The sequence below is a fragment of the Clostridioides sp. ES-S-0190-01 genome (assembly GCF_020658275.1).
GTDB lineage: Bacteria > Bacillota > Clostridia > Peptostreptococcales > Peptostreptococcaceae > Clostridioides.
Map to the genome: position 1 here is coordinate 32,347 of NZ_JACVWA010000001.1, position 12,957 is coordinate 45,303.

At 23.8% G+C, this 12,957-nt stretch carries 17 protein-coding genes and 1 pseudogene; 5 read left to right on the forward strand and 13 right to left on the reverse strand.

Going from position 1 to position 12,957, the window contains the following annotated elements; genetic code table 11:
• Window positions 1–20 precede the first annotated feature (20 nt).
• The 4 genes and pseudogenes from IC214_RS21035 to IC214_RS20760 all read left to right on the forward strand — a co-directional run.
• Window positions 21–122: pseudogene (locus IC214_RS21035) on the forward strand (RNase H1/viroplasmin domain-containing protein); the annotation flags it as partial.
• Between the two features lie 42 nt (window positions 123–164).
• The gene (locus IC214_RS00165) at window positions 165–1,028 is read left to right on the forward strand and encodes a hypothetical protein (protein ID WP_227825210.1); all 864 of its coding nucleotides are present in this window, start codon (window positions 165–167) and stop codon (window positions 1,026–1,028) included.
• Window positions 1,029–1,124: 96 nt separating this feature from the next.
• Complete coding sequence (locus tag IC214_RS00170; protein WP_227825211.1) at window positions 1,125–2,564, forward strand: cell wall-binding repeat-containing protein; 1,440 nt, start codon at window positions 1,125–1,127, stop codon at window positions 2,562–2,564.
• Window positions 2,565–2,734: 170 nt separating this feature from the next.
• Window positions 2,735–2,866, forward strand: a complete 132-nt coding sequence (locus IC214_RS20760) for a hypothetical protein (RefSeq protein WP_255613091.1) — start codon at window positions 2,735–2,737, stop codon at window positions 2,864–2,866.
• 281 nt (window positions 2,867–3,147) lie between these two features.
• On the opposite strand, the gene IC214_RS00175 is transcribed toward IC214_RS20760, so the two are convergent.
• The 13 genes from IC214_RS00175 to IC214_RS00235 all read right to left on the reverse strand — a co-directional run bounded on the left by IC214_RS00175 (window position 3,148) and on the right by IC214_RS00235 (window position 12,376).
• Window positions 3,148–3,501: a BlaI/MecI/CopY family transcriptional regulator gene (locus IC214_RS00175; RefSeq protein WP_227825212.1), complete on the reverse strand. Its 354-nt coding sequence runs from the start codon at window positions 3,499–3,501 to the stop codon at window positions 3,148–3,150.
• Between the two features lie 129 nt (window positions 3,502–3,630).
• A complete protein-coding gene (locus tag IC214_RS00180; protein ID WP_227825213.1) occupies window positions 3,631–3,981 on the reverse strand; it encodes a helix-turn-helix domain-containing protein in 351 nt (116 codons plus the stop codon).
• 149 nt (window positions 3,982–4,130) lie between these two features.
• Window positions 4,131–4,505, reverse strand: coding sequence for a BlaI/MecI/CopY family transcriptional regulator (locus tag IC214_RS00185; protein ID WP_227825214.1), 375 nt, complete (start codon window positions 4,503–4,505; stop codon window positions 4,131–4,133).
• Between the two features lie 250 nt (window positions 4,506–4,755).
• The gene (locus tag IC214_RS00190) at window positions 4,756–5,418 is read right to left on the reverse strand and encodes a hypothetical protein (protein ID WP_227825215.1); all 663 of its coding nucleotides are present in this window, start codon (window positions 5,416–5,418) and stop codon (window positions 4,756–4,758) included.
• A 68-nt stretch (window positions 5,419–5,486) separates the two neighbouring features.
• Window positions 5,487–6,248 (reverse strand): hypothetical protein, encoded by a 762-nt coding sequence (locus IC214_RS00195; RefSeq protein WP_227825216.1) that lies wholly within the window; start codon window positions 6,246–6,248, stop codon window positions 5,487–5,489.
• Window positions 6,249–6,269: 21 nt separating this feature from the next.
• Window positions 6,270–6,533: a hypothetical protein gene (locus tag IC214_RS00200; protein ID WP_227825217.1), complete on the reverse strand. Its 264-nt coding sequence runs from the start codon at window positions 6,531–6,533 to the stop codon at window positions 6,270–6,272.
• A gap of 26 nt (window positions 6,534–6,559) precedes the next feature.
• Window positions 6,560–6,754, reverse strand: a complete 195-nt coding sequence (locus IC214_RS00205) for a hypothetical protein (RefSeq protein WP_227825218.1) — start codon at window positions 6,752–6,754, stop codon at window positions 6,560–6,562.
• 18 nt (window positions 6,755–6,772) lie between these two features.
• A complete protein-coding gene (locus IC214_RS00210) occupies window positions 6,773–6,988 on the reverse strand; it encodes a hypothetical protein (RefSeq protein WP_227825219.1) in 216 nt (71 codons plus the stop codon).
• 323 nt (window positions 6,989–7,311) lie between these two features.
• The gene (gene clpX, locus IC214_RS00215; RefSeq protein ID WP_227825220.1) at window positions 7,312–8,445 is read right to left on the reverse strand and encodes an ATP-dependent Clp protease ATP-binding subunit ClpX; all 1,134 of its coding nucleotides are present in this window, start codon (window positions 8,443–8,445) and stop codon (window positions 7,312–7,314) included.
• 151 nt (window positions 8,446–8,596) lie between these two features.
• Window positions 8,597–9,193: a hypothetical protein gene (locus tag IC214_RS00220; RefSeq protein WP_227825221.1), complete on the reverse strand. Its 597-nt coding sequence runs from the start codon at window positions 9,191–9,193 to the stop codon at window positions 8,597–8,599.
• A gap of 123 nt (window positions 9,194–9,316) precedes the next feature.
• Window positions 9,317–9,577, reverse strand: a complete 261-nt coding sequence (locus IC214_RS00225) for a hypothetical protein (RefSeq protein ID WP_227825222.1) — start codon at window positions 9,575–9,577, stop codon at window positions 9,317–9,319.
• A gap of 30 nt (window positions 9,578–9,607) precedes the next feature.
• The gene (cas3, locus tag IC214_RS00230) at window positions 9,608–12,133 is read right to left on the reverse strand and encodes a CRISPR-associated helicase Cas3' (protein WP_227825223.1); all 2,526 of its coding nucleotides are present in this window, start codon (window positions 12,131–12,133) and stop codon (window positions 9,608–9,610) included.
• Between the two features lie 69 nt (window positions 12,134–12,202).
• A complete protein-coding gene (locus IC214_RS00235) occupies window positions 12,203–12,376 on the reverse strand; it encodes a hypothetical protein (protein ID WP_227825224.1) in 174 nt (57 codons plus the stop codon).
• Window positions 12,377–12,564: 188 nt separating this feature from the next.
• Here IC214_RS00235 and IC214_RS00240 point away from each other — a divergent pair, with 188 nt between their 5' ends.
• Window positions 12,565–12,909, forward strand: coding sequence for a hypothetical protein (locus tag IC214_RS00240; protein ID WP_227825225.1), 345 nt, complete (start codon window positions 12,565–12,567; stop codon window positions 12,907–12,909).
• Window positions 12,910–12,957 lie beyond the last annotated feature (48 nt).

Consider the following 12,957-nt stretch of genomic DNA (forward strand, 5'->3'; position numbering starts at 1 on the left):
TTATTTATATACTTAAGAGACTGGGACGTAAACCTGGTATATATTCAACTTGGAAAGATTGTTTAAAGCAAGTAAATAAATATTCAGGTTCTTTATTTAAATCTTTTAATACACTTGAAGAAGCTCAAAATTTTATTGGAAAAAAAATTAATGTTAAAAGCAGTATGGAGAATAGCAATAAAAAACAGACTAAAATATGTACTATTTGCGAGAGACCTTATTTCGGGAGGACTCAATCTTGCCCAACTTGTTTAAAAAAACTAAAAGAATTAAAAGATATTATGGATCCAAATGGAAATTATAGTAAGATATCTATAAATAAAGTTTTATTTATAAAAGAAAGATATTCACCAGAGGATGTATTTAGCTTTATAGAAGAAAATAAAAATCTTTGGAGGAAACTTCCTTCAAGAAATGAAAGATTGAAGGTCAAAAGAGCAGTAAGAGAGTACCATAGGAGTACAGAATATTTAGAGTCTAAATATATGAAATGGGAAGGTGAAATACCATTATATATAAAGACACTTTTAGATAATTATCCATCGAAAAAATTGCTAACTCTAAGTGGAGATAAGCTAAATCCTAATATACATTATGTTTGTTTAAAGTGTGGAGAAGAGCAAGTACAAACATATAGAGATTTTAAATTAAATAAAAGTCATAATTGTAAAAATTCAAAATCAAGTGGAGAACTACTTGTTGAAGATTATTTGAAAAGTTTTACAAAGATAAAAACTCAACGTAATACTTTAAGATGTATAAACCCTATAACAGGAAGGCAACTTCCATATGATGTAGAGATAGTTGGTTCAAAATTATTAATTGAAATACAAGGAGAACAACACTTAAAGTATATAGAATATTTTCATGGATCTATTGAAAATTTTAAGTATCAACAACAAAAAGATAGTTATAAAAAGGAATATGCAGAGAAGAAGGGATATAAATTGCTGTACATTTATTATGATGATTTTAAAAATGATAGATTTAAGCATAAAATTAAATCTGAGTTAGATGCATGTAAATAATTTTATATCCTTAGATAAATAGCTATACATAAAATTTGAATTTATTCATGTATAGCTATTTATAATGTTCAAAATCATTATAAAGGAAGTGGATTTGTGTGTAAGCCAAGGTTATTTATATTAATATTTTCTGTAATTTTTCTCTTTAATGTGTTAGAACCAGAAGCTTTGCCAAGAATTGAAGTTTTTAATTATAAAAATAGTTATGATATGTCTTACTTAATATCAAAACAAAAACATAGCACAACTTTTATCTTATTTAATAAAGAAAAATTAAGTGATGGTTTAAGTGCAAGTGCTTTAGCAGGGAGTACTGAGGCATCTATATTATTTACAAATAAAGATTTTTTACCAAAAGAAACTAAAGATGCTTTAATAAATGCAAAAAAAGTATATTTGTTAGGTGGATATAGTTCAGTAAACTTAGAAACAGAAAAAGTTATAAAAAAACAGAATATAGAAGTAATAAGATTAAGTGGGAAAGATAGATTTGATACAAGTTATAAAGTTGCTAATGAAATTTCAAAACATAAAGATATAAATAAGATATTTTTAGCTAATGGTTTAAAAGGAGAAGCAGATGTTATAAGTATATCTCCTGTAGCTTATAGAGATGGAGCTCCCATAATATTAACAAATGGGATGGACACTAAATATAATATAAGTGGTAAAAAAGTTTATGTAATAGGTGGATATACTATAATGGATAAATCTTTTGATAAAGATGAATCTATAAGAATAAGTGGAGAAGATAGATTTAGCACAAATAATAAAATAATAAATAGTTTTTATAATGTAAATCCAGATAAGATATATTTATGTGATGGAGATAAGTATTTAAATGCTTTATTAGGAGCAACAATACCAGGAGGTAATCCTGTTAAATTAATAAATAATAAATCTCCAGAGCTTTTATATGGAGGCTCTACAAAGCCAATATTACTTGGAGAATTATCTAATATAAATAGTTCTAAAGTTAAACTAATAAGTGATCTTGTTGATGTTAGATTATCCAATAAAAAAGAGATTGATCAAAACGAGCTAAATAACATGGTTAAGGAGATTTTATCTATAGATATCAAATTACTTACCTCATTAAAAGTTAATAATAAAAAAATAATTATAACTGATATGAATGTTACAGACATAGAAGAATTTAAATCTTTAAAAGGGAAGAAAGTACCTACATATAAAAACACTACATATGAACAACTTGCAGGTCTTTCAAGCAATAAGGTTGCAGTAGCCGTATTAGGGAAAGCAAATATGTCAAGCAGTAAAAGTGTTATATTACATGAAACAGCTCATCTAATAGATTCTATGCTTGGAGATATCTCTAAATCCGATAAATTTAAAAATATCTGTAAAAATGAAGCTAAAAATATGTACCAAATTGATTACGTTACTGGAAATAGCATAGAGTATTTTGCAGAATCGCTCATGAATTATTATCTGCCTGAAGAGAATATAAAAATAAAAAATAATATTCCTGATACTTATTATTTTATAGAAAAAGAAGTTACAAAGAGTAAATAATTAATCTAAACTAAGAATAAAATAGGTCGTTTTTTTACGATATATTAAAATATCATATGTGGGACATCTATGATATAATAGTTATAGCAAGGAATACTTATTTGAAAAATTAAAGAGTGGCGTTTCCATAAAAATTAACCTTCATTCTCATATGAGGGGAGGTGAAATTTATGATAAATCTAATGATGAATATTATGGCAGGTTTAATATCTTGCTGGATATATGACAAATTAAAAAGCCACTCGAATCCTACTAAGAGTGGCTGGGAACTTAATATTAAGTTCCGTAAAAGTTCCAAATAAACTTATTTAATTTTGGAAACATCACTTGAAGTTTGATTGAGTAAAATATGTTTCCTTGCTATTATTATACCATATATAATAGAATTTTAAACAAAAACATGAACCTTATTTATTAAAATTATGTTTATTTTTTATAGAAGTAAATATGTGAATAGAGTATAGCTTTTTAAGTTACATATTGTTCTATATCTTAACTATTCTTTAAATGTATGTTTAAGGATTAGTTGGAAATAAAATACAAAAACACAATTTGAAATGTGCTTTGTATCAAATTACTATTGTTATTTGGATTTAATCTCAGGATCATTAATTTGAACATTAAAAATTTCTTCTAAAGAATCACTTAAACTTTGCAATGAACCGTCATGTATTTGGCTTAAAAACTCCCTTGTTGCATATTTTAAATAAGCTTCTTTATTCACAATAACCTCATAGTATGTTAATCTGCTAATTCTTTCTGCTTTTAAAAAGTGCTTTTTTACTAATCTTGATAAAATTGTTAATGTTGTTGTCGGTTTCCATTTAAATTTTTGTTCCATTTCTTCAATTATTTCTTTTGATGTGACTATATCATTTTTTTCCCAAATAAATTTCATTACTCTAAATTCTGCTTTTGGTATTTTTTTTATAAACATATAAACATTCCTTTCATAGAATATAGTTTACTAACATTTATATACTTTAAAATTATAAAATATATGTTATAAGTATATATTAACACAGAATAAAATAAAGATGCCCTAAAATTAAGAGCATCTTTATTTTTATTCTATAAGTTTTCGATATTCAATTATTTCTTTTAAAAGTTTAATTACTGCTTTTTGTTCCTTTATTGTTAGACCATCAATTAAATCATATGCCTCTGCTGATAAAGTCTCAGTATCAGTTTCATTTTTTATAATATTTTCAAATAGTATTTCTAAGGGCATCTCTAATGCAGTAGCAATTTTAAAAATTGAACGAAGGGAAGCTTTACTTTCTCCTCTTTCAATTTGTCCAAGGTAGGCATAGAATAATCCTGCTTTTTTAGCTAATGCTTCTTGACTATATCCTGCTCTTTTCCTATAATTTCTTATTCTTTTTCCAATTATAACATATATCTGGTCATCTAACATTTTCATCATTCCTTATTATATTAGTATATATTGTCTTATTTATCTTAATAATATGTTATAGATGTCAAAAATATACGTATATACAATAGGAATACATTTATTATATGTTATAAACATGAAATAAATTATTTGGTGATTAATCCATATTTCTAATCGTCTTCCCAATCTTGAACCCATTTTTCAAGTGAGTTCAGTTTTTTATCTGTCAGCTCCTCTTCGCATAAAGATACTAAGAGGTATTTTACAAAACTACAACTTTTTAAATTATGTATTCTTTTTGAAATAGCTTCAAAATATTTCTCTTTTTTAACTGTAATTGTATAATAAATATGTTTATTTGTTTCTTGGGCGTATAGGAAATTTTTATTTGATAGTTTTGACAAAGTTTTTAATGTTGTTTTTTCTGGCCAGTCATATTTATCTTTCATGTACAAAATAATTTCATCAGATCTTACTTTTTCACTTGAATGCCAAATAAATCTCATTACTTTTAACTCTGATTTTGATAGTTTTTTTAAATACATAACCCTCACTCCAATTTTTAATATAATTAAAGATTACTTAATTAAAGATTACAGTAATAATTTTACATTATCAAATCCAATTATTACCATTTGGATTTATGTATTTATTTTTTATACACAAATAAAAAACTACCCTATAAAGAGTAGTTTTTTAAGTCATAAATCTCGACCAAAAAATTTATGACAATTGCATGGATAATTTTTTACTACTATATTATACCATGTTTTATTTGATTAAAACATACTTATCTTAAATATTATCTAATGTTCTATCTGGTTTTTTTATTCTTTTATAGTATATAGAACTTATACATTCATTAAATTTTTCTAATGAACATATTTCTATATCTGGATATTCCCAACAACCAATTGTTAGTATCCCATAATTCATTTTTTCATCCTCTTCCTCTGTAGTATCTTTATTTAGCCAATATTCTTTATAAAGATCAAGTTCATCTTGAGTTAATTGTAGTTCCTGACATTCTCCACAGTAACAATTTAAACAGTACACTATTTCAATTATTTTATTAGAAATTAAAAAATCTATTGTCTTTTTACCAACATTAAAAGAAAAGTCTCTGAAAGTAGCATGTTTAGCAATAAATCTATCTAATTCAACTTTCTCTTCTTGAGATAAAAAATCTATATCTTTTATCTCAGAAAAATAATGTACATCGTTTATTTGAGGATACTCAATACTCTTTTTTATTTGCATAATTTCTTTAACCTTATTTAATACATTTTTATTTTTAATTGAATTATAAATGTTTTTAATTTCTTTATAATCATAACTATTTAAATCTTTTAGGTCCAATTGTTCCTCCATATTTCTTAACAACTCATAAGTTCTATTTAATTCATTCTTTTTTTCTTTATATTCATTATCTAACTTCATATAATCTTTTATTTTCATAGTATCCTCCCGACTAAATGCCTACTTATATCCTTTATTTTTAAACTTGAACTGTAATTTTTACAGTATTATCTTAGAAAGTTTTCTATATTGACAGTTGAATATATTCCATTTTGAGGGATGTATCCTTCTACTTCCCCCCATTCTTTAAGTATATCAACAACCTCATGGAATTTTTTTATTCTCTCTTTTATGTCTTCTTGATTTTTTTTATGTTTTAAATAATTATCTTTATTTTGTTTATCTTCAAGTTTAAACTTCTCTTCCCATTCATTTCTGTTAACCTTATGCCATGCCCCTTGCAAAAACCACCATTTAAATAATTGTGCTTTATTAAAATTAGTAGTACATGCACACTCGGCTAATTCATACCATTTATAATTACCCTCATCAAGTAATTTAAAATATTTTCTCATTTTCTTATATCTATTTTCAGGTTTAAAATCTTGTAATAAAGATTGATTATACCAGCTCATATCAATTTCAATACCTTTTAAGTTAGATGTTGGTACATAAATATTAAATCCTTGCATTTCAAATGATATTTTATTTAAGTCTAATTTAAAATTTTCTCCATGTGGAAATGTAGCTTCAGCTATGTTTAAAGAGATATTTTTATCTCTAAAAAGAGTTTGGCATAATTCATGCCACTTTTCTTCTGTAACTGGCTTTATTTTTAAGTTTTCTATCATTTCAATTTGTTTTTTTAAGTTTTCTATTTTATTCCTAAGATCATTTAATATACAATGCTTTTCTTCACATATACTACATCTTCCATACTCATTTAATTCTTTATATAATAAACATTCATTACACATATCTAATTCCATTTAAAATCACCCCCTGTACACCTAAAAATATATATCTATAGCAGATTTTTTTAAATAAAGTATATCAAATATTTTTTTTAACAACTTTTCTTCAGCTCCATATTCTCTAAGTAGAACAAAGATAGTTAAAGCATCATTATAATTGAGTTTATTTACCCTCTCAACGACCTCGTTATAATCCAAATTAACACAAACTTGTATTAATTCATATTTAATTTTTTCTAACTTAATTTTCGCCTCTTCATAAATCTTATAATCCCTTAAAAAATTGTTTAAATCATTCATATTTCATCCCCCAATAAATTAATACTTTACCATTCTTGAAAAAGTTTGCAGTTTTTTATACTACATTTTTTCTTAGATTTAGCACCATATATAGCACAAACTTCTTTTGTTTTACCAAATATATCTTTGCGTTCTTTCTTATCATTACATTTTTCTTTTAAACTATAAAATTTATCCTCTTTCATATTTTTCATCAAAATATTGAGTTTATTTTCATCCATTTTATTTCACCTCTATAATCAGTTCCAACGAGGGACAGATATATTTTCATTACTAAGTTCTATATAAAGCTCTCCAGCTTCTCTTATTAGCTTACATAGTGCTATATAAGCTTTACTATTTTCAACATCTTTAAATTTAGAATCATCCAATTGATTATAATATATTTCTGCATTATCTAATCTTTTAAGTATGCTTTTATATTTATTAACTTTTTCTTTTTGAATCTTATTCATTTTTTCCCCCTCCTTTATTATTTAAAAAGCTATATATAATAAAAATATTAATTACTACCACAAATAAAATTGATATAAAATCAAATAAATATATAATTATATTTATAAATTTTAGATGAGATAATAGTAATAATAAATATAAGAATAAAGTAAAAATTGTCATTATTACAAAAGCAAAAATAATAGTACTTATTACTACAGTAATTATATTTAAAACAATAATATTCTTATCTCTCCCATATCTCATATACATATTTTTTTACTCATAAAAAGATATTCCTATCCCTTTATGAGTAAATTCCTTTCATATAAAAAATATTTCCTTAAAAAAAGTTTTTAACTTTTTCTTCAGTTATTAAATACTTTGACTCATTGTCACTTGATGCATAAAACATAAGTTCTGTCATGAAAGGACTTAAAAAAGTCTTTAGACCTCTTGCTCCTAACATAAGTACATTTTCTTCAATGGCCAAATTGGCTATTAAGCTTAGAGCGTCTTCTGTAAATTCCAGCTCTTTGTTTTGAAGTTTAAATAATTTATTGTAATCTCCTATTAAGCCTTGGTCTGATTTTAGTATTAATTTTACTTTTTCAAGATCAAGGGTTTCCAAGTTACATATTACTGGGAATCTTCCTAAGAATTCAGGTATCATACCAAAGTTATATAAATCATCTATATTTATATTTTTTCTAACTTCATCTTTAGCTAAAGAAATTTCATTTAAATTTGATTTAAATCCAATTGTTTTTTTATGTAGTCTTTCTTTTATAATATCTTCTATCCCAACAAATGCCCCTCCACATATGAATAAGATATTAGTTGTATCTATCTCTACATAATTTTTAGTTACATTGTCTTGGATTTTACAAATTGTTCCTTCTATTAACTTTAAAAGAGCTTGCTGGACACCCTCTTTTCCAACTTGATTTTTATATGTAATATTGTTTTTTGCCAATTTATCAATTTCATCTAAAAATACAATTCCATATTTTGTTTTATTTAGATTTTTATTAGATTTATTGTATAAAGAAGCTATTATACTTTCTACATCCTTACCTATGTACCCAGCTTCTGTTAATGTGTTTGCGTCAGCTACAACAAATGGGACATCCAAAAAATTAGCTAATGTTTTAGCAATTAAAGTTTTCCCTGTACCAGAAGCTCCTGTTAGTAATATATTGTTCTTTTCAACATTAACATTATTTATAATACTTAAGTAATGATTATAAATTGTTGTTGCTATCATTTTCTTAGCCTTATCTTGGCCAATAATAAATTTATTCATATACTCTATAATGTCTATTGGTTTTTTTATATTTTTTCTTAAATTTTCTATTACATCTTCTTTTTTCTCTGTTTTCTCTTTACAACTCAAACAAATAAAATCACCTGATTTTGTTTCTTCCATTTCATTTTCATCTTTTCTATTTCCACACCAATTGCACATTTTTTTCATACCGTCCCCTCCTATATTTACTTATCTTAAATTTTTCCTGTTTAATTAATATATCTTTATATAACCATTTGTTATTTAATAATTAATTATAGTGATTAATTTAAATAATTATAATCAATATTTTCATAAAAATATTGATTATAAAAAATATTTATTCTATTTTAAGATTCTTGGAAAATGCAATTACAGAAATATATACTATAAAATAAAAAGATAAAAATTGAAGTGTATATTCCAAAAGTATAATTGCTTTACCAATTAAAAATAAGTTTAATAGTGTAAAAATTATTAATAATACAGAGACACAAACTTCTATAACAACAGCATCATTATGTTTTAAAAGAGGCTCCCCATCTCTTTTTATTATGGTTTTACTTATTTTTATTAAAATATAAGCAGTCATATATAAATTTATGAATGTTCCAATAGAGGGGATTATACTTAAACAACTAACTACTATCATGTATGGGATACTGAGACCTCCTAATTTATAAAAATTAACTGATTGTAATATTGGGACAAAACTTAACCAAGCATATTTTAAATCTGCTTTTTTACTTAATTGAAAAATCGAAAATGATACTAAAAGATATAAAAGAAACATAATAAAAATAACACTAAAATCTCCTGAAAATATGCTTATTAAAAAACCATATAATACATTTAATACTCCTATTCCAAAACTGCTTATTGCCCTAATTATAAAAAGGGATTGCAGAGGTATTAAATTTAGCAAAATAAATTCCATTCATATAACTCCTTTTTAAATATTTATAATTAAATTTTAGCATAAATATTTTATATAAACAACAAAAACACCTTGTTATATATATAATAAAGTGTTTTTGTATTAATTATAAAAATAAAATTTTTAAATGGCTTTTCTTAATCTACTTTTTTTATAAAAACCATCCATTATTAGCATAAACTTAACTGTATATAAATCCTCTTCATGAAAATAATATGCATATCTATCATTCTTGTTTAAGGTAATTGCATAAACATCAACTAAATTTTCCTCCATTAATTTATTAAGAGAATTATAACCTATTTCCAATAATTCTAAAGCTTCTTTTGTGTTATAATAATTTCCACAGTTTATTTCTTTCTTAGTTTTATTCATTATTTTCATATTATTTCTCCTTTTATATTAAATTTATTCCTACTGGGCATTTAATAAATACATATACTCTTTTTTAAACCTGGAGCTATCAAACTTATCATTTGATATAAATTCATTTCCATTTTTGATATAGTAAATTCCGCCAAAAGCATTCAACTTATTCCTTTTGTTACTTTTGATAGAAAAAGTAAACATCTCTAATTTTTCTTTTAGATTAATTATTTTTACTTTTCTTTCAGCATATTCCATATCAATGTTAGATACTAATTCTACATACTTATTCCATATTTCTTCTCCATCAACACCATCTATTATAGTTGGTATAAAAATTTCAAAACTATTAATATCAATTAACTTCATGTGTTTGTTAATATCTTTATTTCTTATCATTTTTAAATCTTTATAAAAAAAATCTATCTCTGAACACAGCCAGTTTCCTTTTGTTAAGTTTATTTTGTTAAAAACTTTATTATATAAATACGAAAAATCTTTATTTGAAAGACACTTAAGATAATCATCTTTATTTCTATCTATATTCATTACTAATCTATAGTCATTTTTATACACAATATTGGCCATATCTAAATTAAATAAAAAAGCTTTACATCCATCTTTAAGACAAGACCTGTTTATTCTTCCAATAAATTGTTCATCTAAATCGGGGAAAGACGTATCTTTGGCTCCTAAATCCATATCTATATCAACTCCTGCTTCAATTACCTGTGTAGTTATTAAAAGTATGTTTGATTTAAGTTCTTTATTGTCTTTCTTTAGATGATTTATTATTGATTGTTTTTTTATTTTATTGTCGTCTCCATCAAGTTCAAAAACTGTATAGTTATCGAGTTTATTACTTACATATATATAAAATTCTTGAGCTGTCTTTTTGGTTATAAATTCTATTAAAAACTTAGCATGTTCTTTTTTTTCTTTATTCCAAACGCTCACTTCTTCCTTTATTAAATCAAGAAGTTTTTTAAAGTCTACAGTTTCATTAAGAAGCTTATTTTCTATAGATACTCTATCTTTAAATAGCTTATTATTGTAATATATTTTAGGATTTTCAATCAAATTTATAAATTTCTTATTTCCAAAATCCATCAATTCTTCTAAGTTAGGCAGAGTTGCAGACATTATTATTAACTTAAAATCCATTATCTCTGAAAATTTATATAAAAGCTCTACTATTTCTTTCCAAATCAAATTTTTATAGTTTTGTATCTCGTCTAAAATTATAACACTGTCAAACAAAGAAAAAAGACCCATTGATTGCTCTCTTCCACATCCAAAAAATAGATTAAATAATGTTATGTTTGAAGTTAAAATACTTTCATAGTTTAAAATTTGCCTATCTAATAATACCTTATTATAATCTATTTTTTTATCAGCACTTTTAATTGGCAAAGGTGAAATAGAGTTAATTATCTGGGTATTTAATTTTCCTTTAAAAATACCATTTAGAACATCTTCTGTCTGTTCAGCTAATGTATTTACAGGAAATACATAAAACAGCTTAGACCCGTCTTTAATTAGCTTTAAAGCACATGATAAACTATTTATCGTTTTGCCTGAGCCTGTAGGACTTTCTATGTTAAATATTCTTTCATTGTTGTTTTTATCTAAATTTTTATTACATTCAATAAGGATGCTTGAACGCAACTCATTTATCTTTGGTAAATTATTTTCTTCAAAATATTTATCATTTGTTCTATAAGACTCTATCCCTTTATATATAGGATTTTTATAAAAAATTTCTTTTATATTATCTTTATTTTCAATACCATTAATTTTGAAATTATTTATATCTTTTTTAGAATGAAAGCTATGAGTGGCTATAAAATCGCAACTAATTAATAAAGAGTTTAAAATCTTATTCCATATATATACACTTGCTTCATTAAATTTTATCTTCTTTATATTTGTAAATACTTTTAAGATTTTCCCATAGTTTATATTTAATTTTCTATTGTAAAAATATAAATAATTAGCCATTTGCGTATTATTAATTTCTCTTTCTAATTTATCAAAATAGTTTTCAAGGTTATCCTGATTTGAATGGTGCCTACTTATTATATTTGCATTTATTAACATTAAATAATATAAAACAGTCTTTTCTTTAACTGATATGTTTTTTAGTTCTTCTATTTTCTCTTGCATTAAATCAATATAAATAATAGAAGATAGATAACTATGATTTGAATTGACTATTTTATTTAAACATAAAATAGATTTTTCTTCTTCAGATAAAAAATCAAAATTGTTTTTCATTTTCTCACTTTGATATTTAGGATTAATTTTCCCTATATCATGTAAATAAACTGAATATATGAACATACTCTCTATTAAATTAATAGCTTCTTTTGATAAGTAAAAATCTGACTTATTTAATTGAAATTTTAAATTTGTATATGTTTTTCTTAATTTATTTAATATATTGTATTTATTATCTATTTGGAAAAATATACTTCTGGTTCTATCTAAATGCAATAATATGTTTTCATTTTCTTTATCGTCTCTATGAGAATATAAATATACATTATTTTTTATAATTTCTTCCAGTTCCATTTATAAAAACCTCTCTTTTTATTGTTTATAAAAAATAAACTTTTTAAAAAATAAGAAGCTTTAAGCTTCTTAATATACTTTATTAATTTTTTCAAACTCTATATAATCTTTTCCTTTCCTTGCAACGCATCTTATATCCCCTAAAATAATGATTTCTTCACCTTCTTTGATTTGTTTTAATTGTTCGTTATTTTCAATCACTAATTTTTCTTCTTTGCTAAAGTTTCCTATATATTTAAACATGTTATAACTCCTATCTAAAAATAAATTTTATTTTAAACTAATTATATCTCACCTCAATTATATTACACCTACCTAAATAATATAATCTCTTTTTATTGATTTCTTCATATTTTTAATTATTAAAAATTCCGCTCCTTACTATAATAGCAATATATTAAAAATGGATTATTTATATAAGGGGTGTTTTTATGTACTTTGATGAATTTTATGAGGTAAAGAATGTATTATTAAAGGAGCATTTAGAAAATCTTGATCAGCAAGACATAGCACCATTGTCTCAAGTCTTTAAAATTTGCCTAACTCACCATGCTAATAAAAGAATGATTGAGAGATATATAGATTGGTATGAGATAGAAGATTTATTAAAAACTAAATCCAATAAAATACTTGATACATCTATTGGCGAAGAATTTATAGTATTAAATGAGAATAAAGAATTAGCAATAGTTTGCGTTTTAGAAAAAATAGAAAAAAAAATATTCAATAATTATAAAAACAGTTATCAAAAAGATGATTTATATTTTCAATTCTAAAACTAAAGAAATCAAAACAGAGCATTTAGAGGTTAAATTTTCTAATAG

Bases quoted from the DNA above. Each gene is read 5' to 3' on its own strand.
- IC214_RS00165 (WP_227825210.1), top strand. From the start codon at position 165: ATGGAGAATAGCAATAAAAAACAGACTAAAATATGTACTATTTGCGAG.
- IC214_RS20760 (WP_255613091.1), top strand. From the start codon at position 2,735: ATGATAAATCTAATGATGAATATTATGGCAGGTTTAATATCTTGCTGG.
- IC214_RS00175 (WP_227825212.1), bottom strand. From the start codon at position 3,501: ATGTTTATAAAAAAAATACCAAAAGCAGAATTTAGAGTAATGAAATTT.
- IC214_RS00180 (WP_227825213.1), bottom strand. From the start codon at position 3,981: ATGTTAGATGACCAGATATATGTTATAATTGGAAAAAGAATAAGAAAT.
- IC214_RS00185 (WP_227825214.1), bottom strand. From the start codon at position 4,505: ATGTATTTAAAAAAACTATCAAAATCAGAGTTAAAAGTAATGAGATTT.
- IC214_RS00190 (WP_227825215.1), bottom strand. From the start codon at position 5,418: ATGAAAATAAAAGATTATATGAAGTTAGATAATGAATATAAAGAAAAA.
- IC214_RS00195 (WP_227825216.1), bottom strand. From the start codon at position 6,248: ATGGAATTAGATATGTGTAATGAATGTTTATTATATAAAGAATTAAAT.
- IC214_RS00200 (WP_227825217.1), bottom strand. From the start codon at position 6,533: ATGAATGATTTAAACAATTTTTTAAGGGATTATAAGATTTATGAAGAG.
- IC214_RS00205 (WP_227825218.1), bottom strand. From the start codon at position 6,754: ATGGATGAAAATAAACTCAATATTTTGATGAAAAATATGAAAGAGGAT.
- IC214_RS00210 (WP_227825219.1), bottom strand. From the start codon at position 6,988: ATGAATAAGATTCAAAAAGAAAAAGTTAATAAATATAAAAGCATACTT.
- clpX (WP_227825220.1), bottom strand. From the start codon at position 8,445: ATGAAAAAAATGTGCAATTGGTGTGGAAATAGAAAAGATGAAAATGAA.
- IC214_RS00220 (WP_227825221.1), bottom strand. From the start codon at position 9,193: ATGGAATTTATTTTGCTAAATTTAATACCTCTGCAATCCCTTTTTATA.
- IC214_RS00225 (WP_227825222.1), bottom strand. From the start codon at position 9,577: ATGAAAATAATGAATAAAACTAAGAAAGAAATAAACTGTGGAAATTAT.
- cas3 (WP_227825223.1), bottom strand. From the start codon at position 12,133: ATGGAACTGGAAGAAATTATAAAAAATAATGTATATTTATATTCTCAT.
- IC214_RS00235 (WP_227825224.1), bottom strand. From the start codon at position 12,376: ATGTTTAAATATATAGGAAACTTTAGCAAAGAAGAAAAATTAGTGATT.
- IC214_RS00240 (WP_227825225.1), top strand. From the start codon at position 12,565: ATGTACTTTGATGAATTTTATGAGGTAAAGAATGTATTATTAAAGGAG.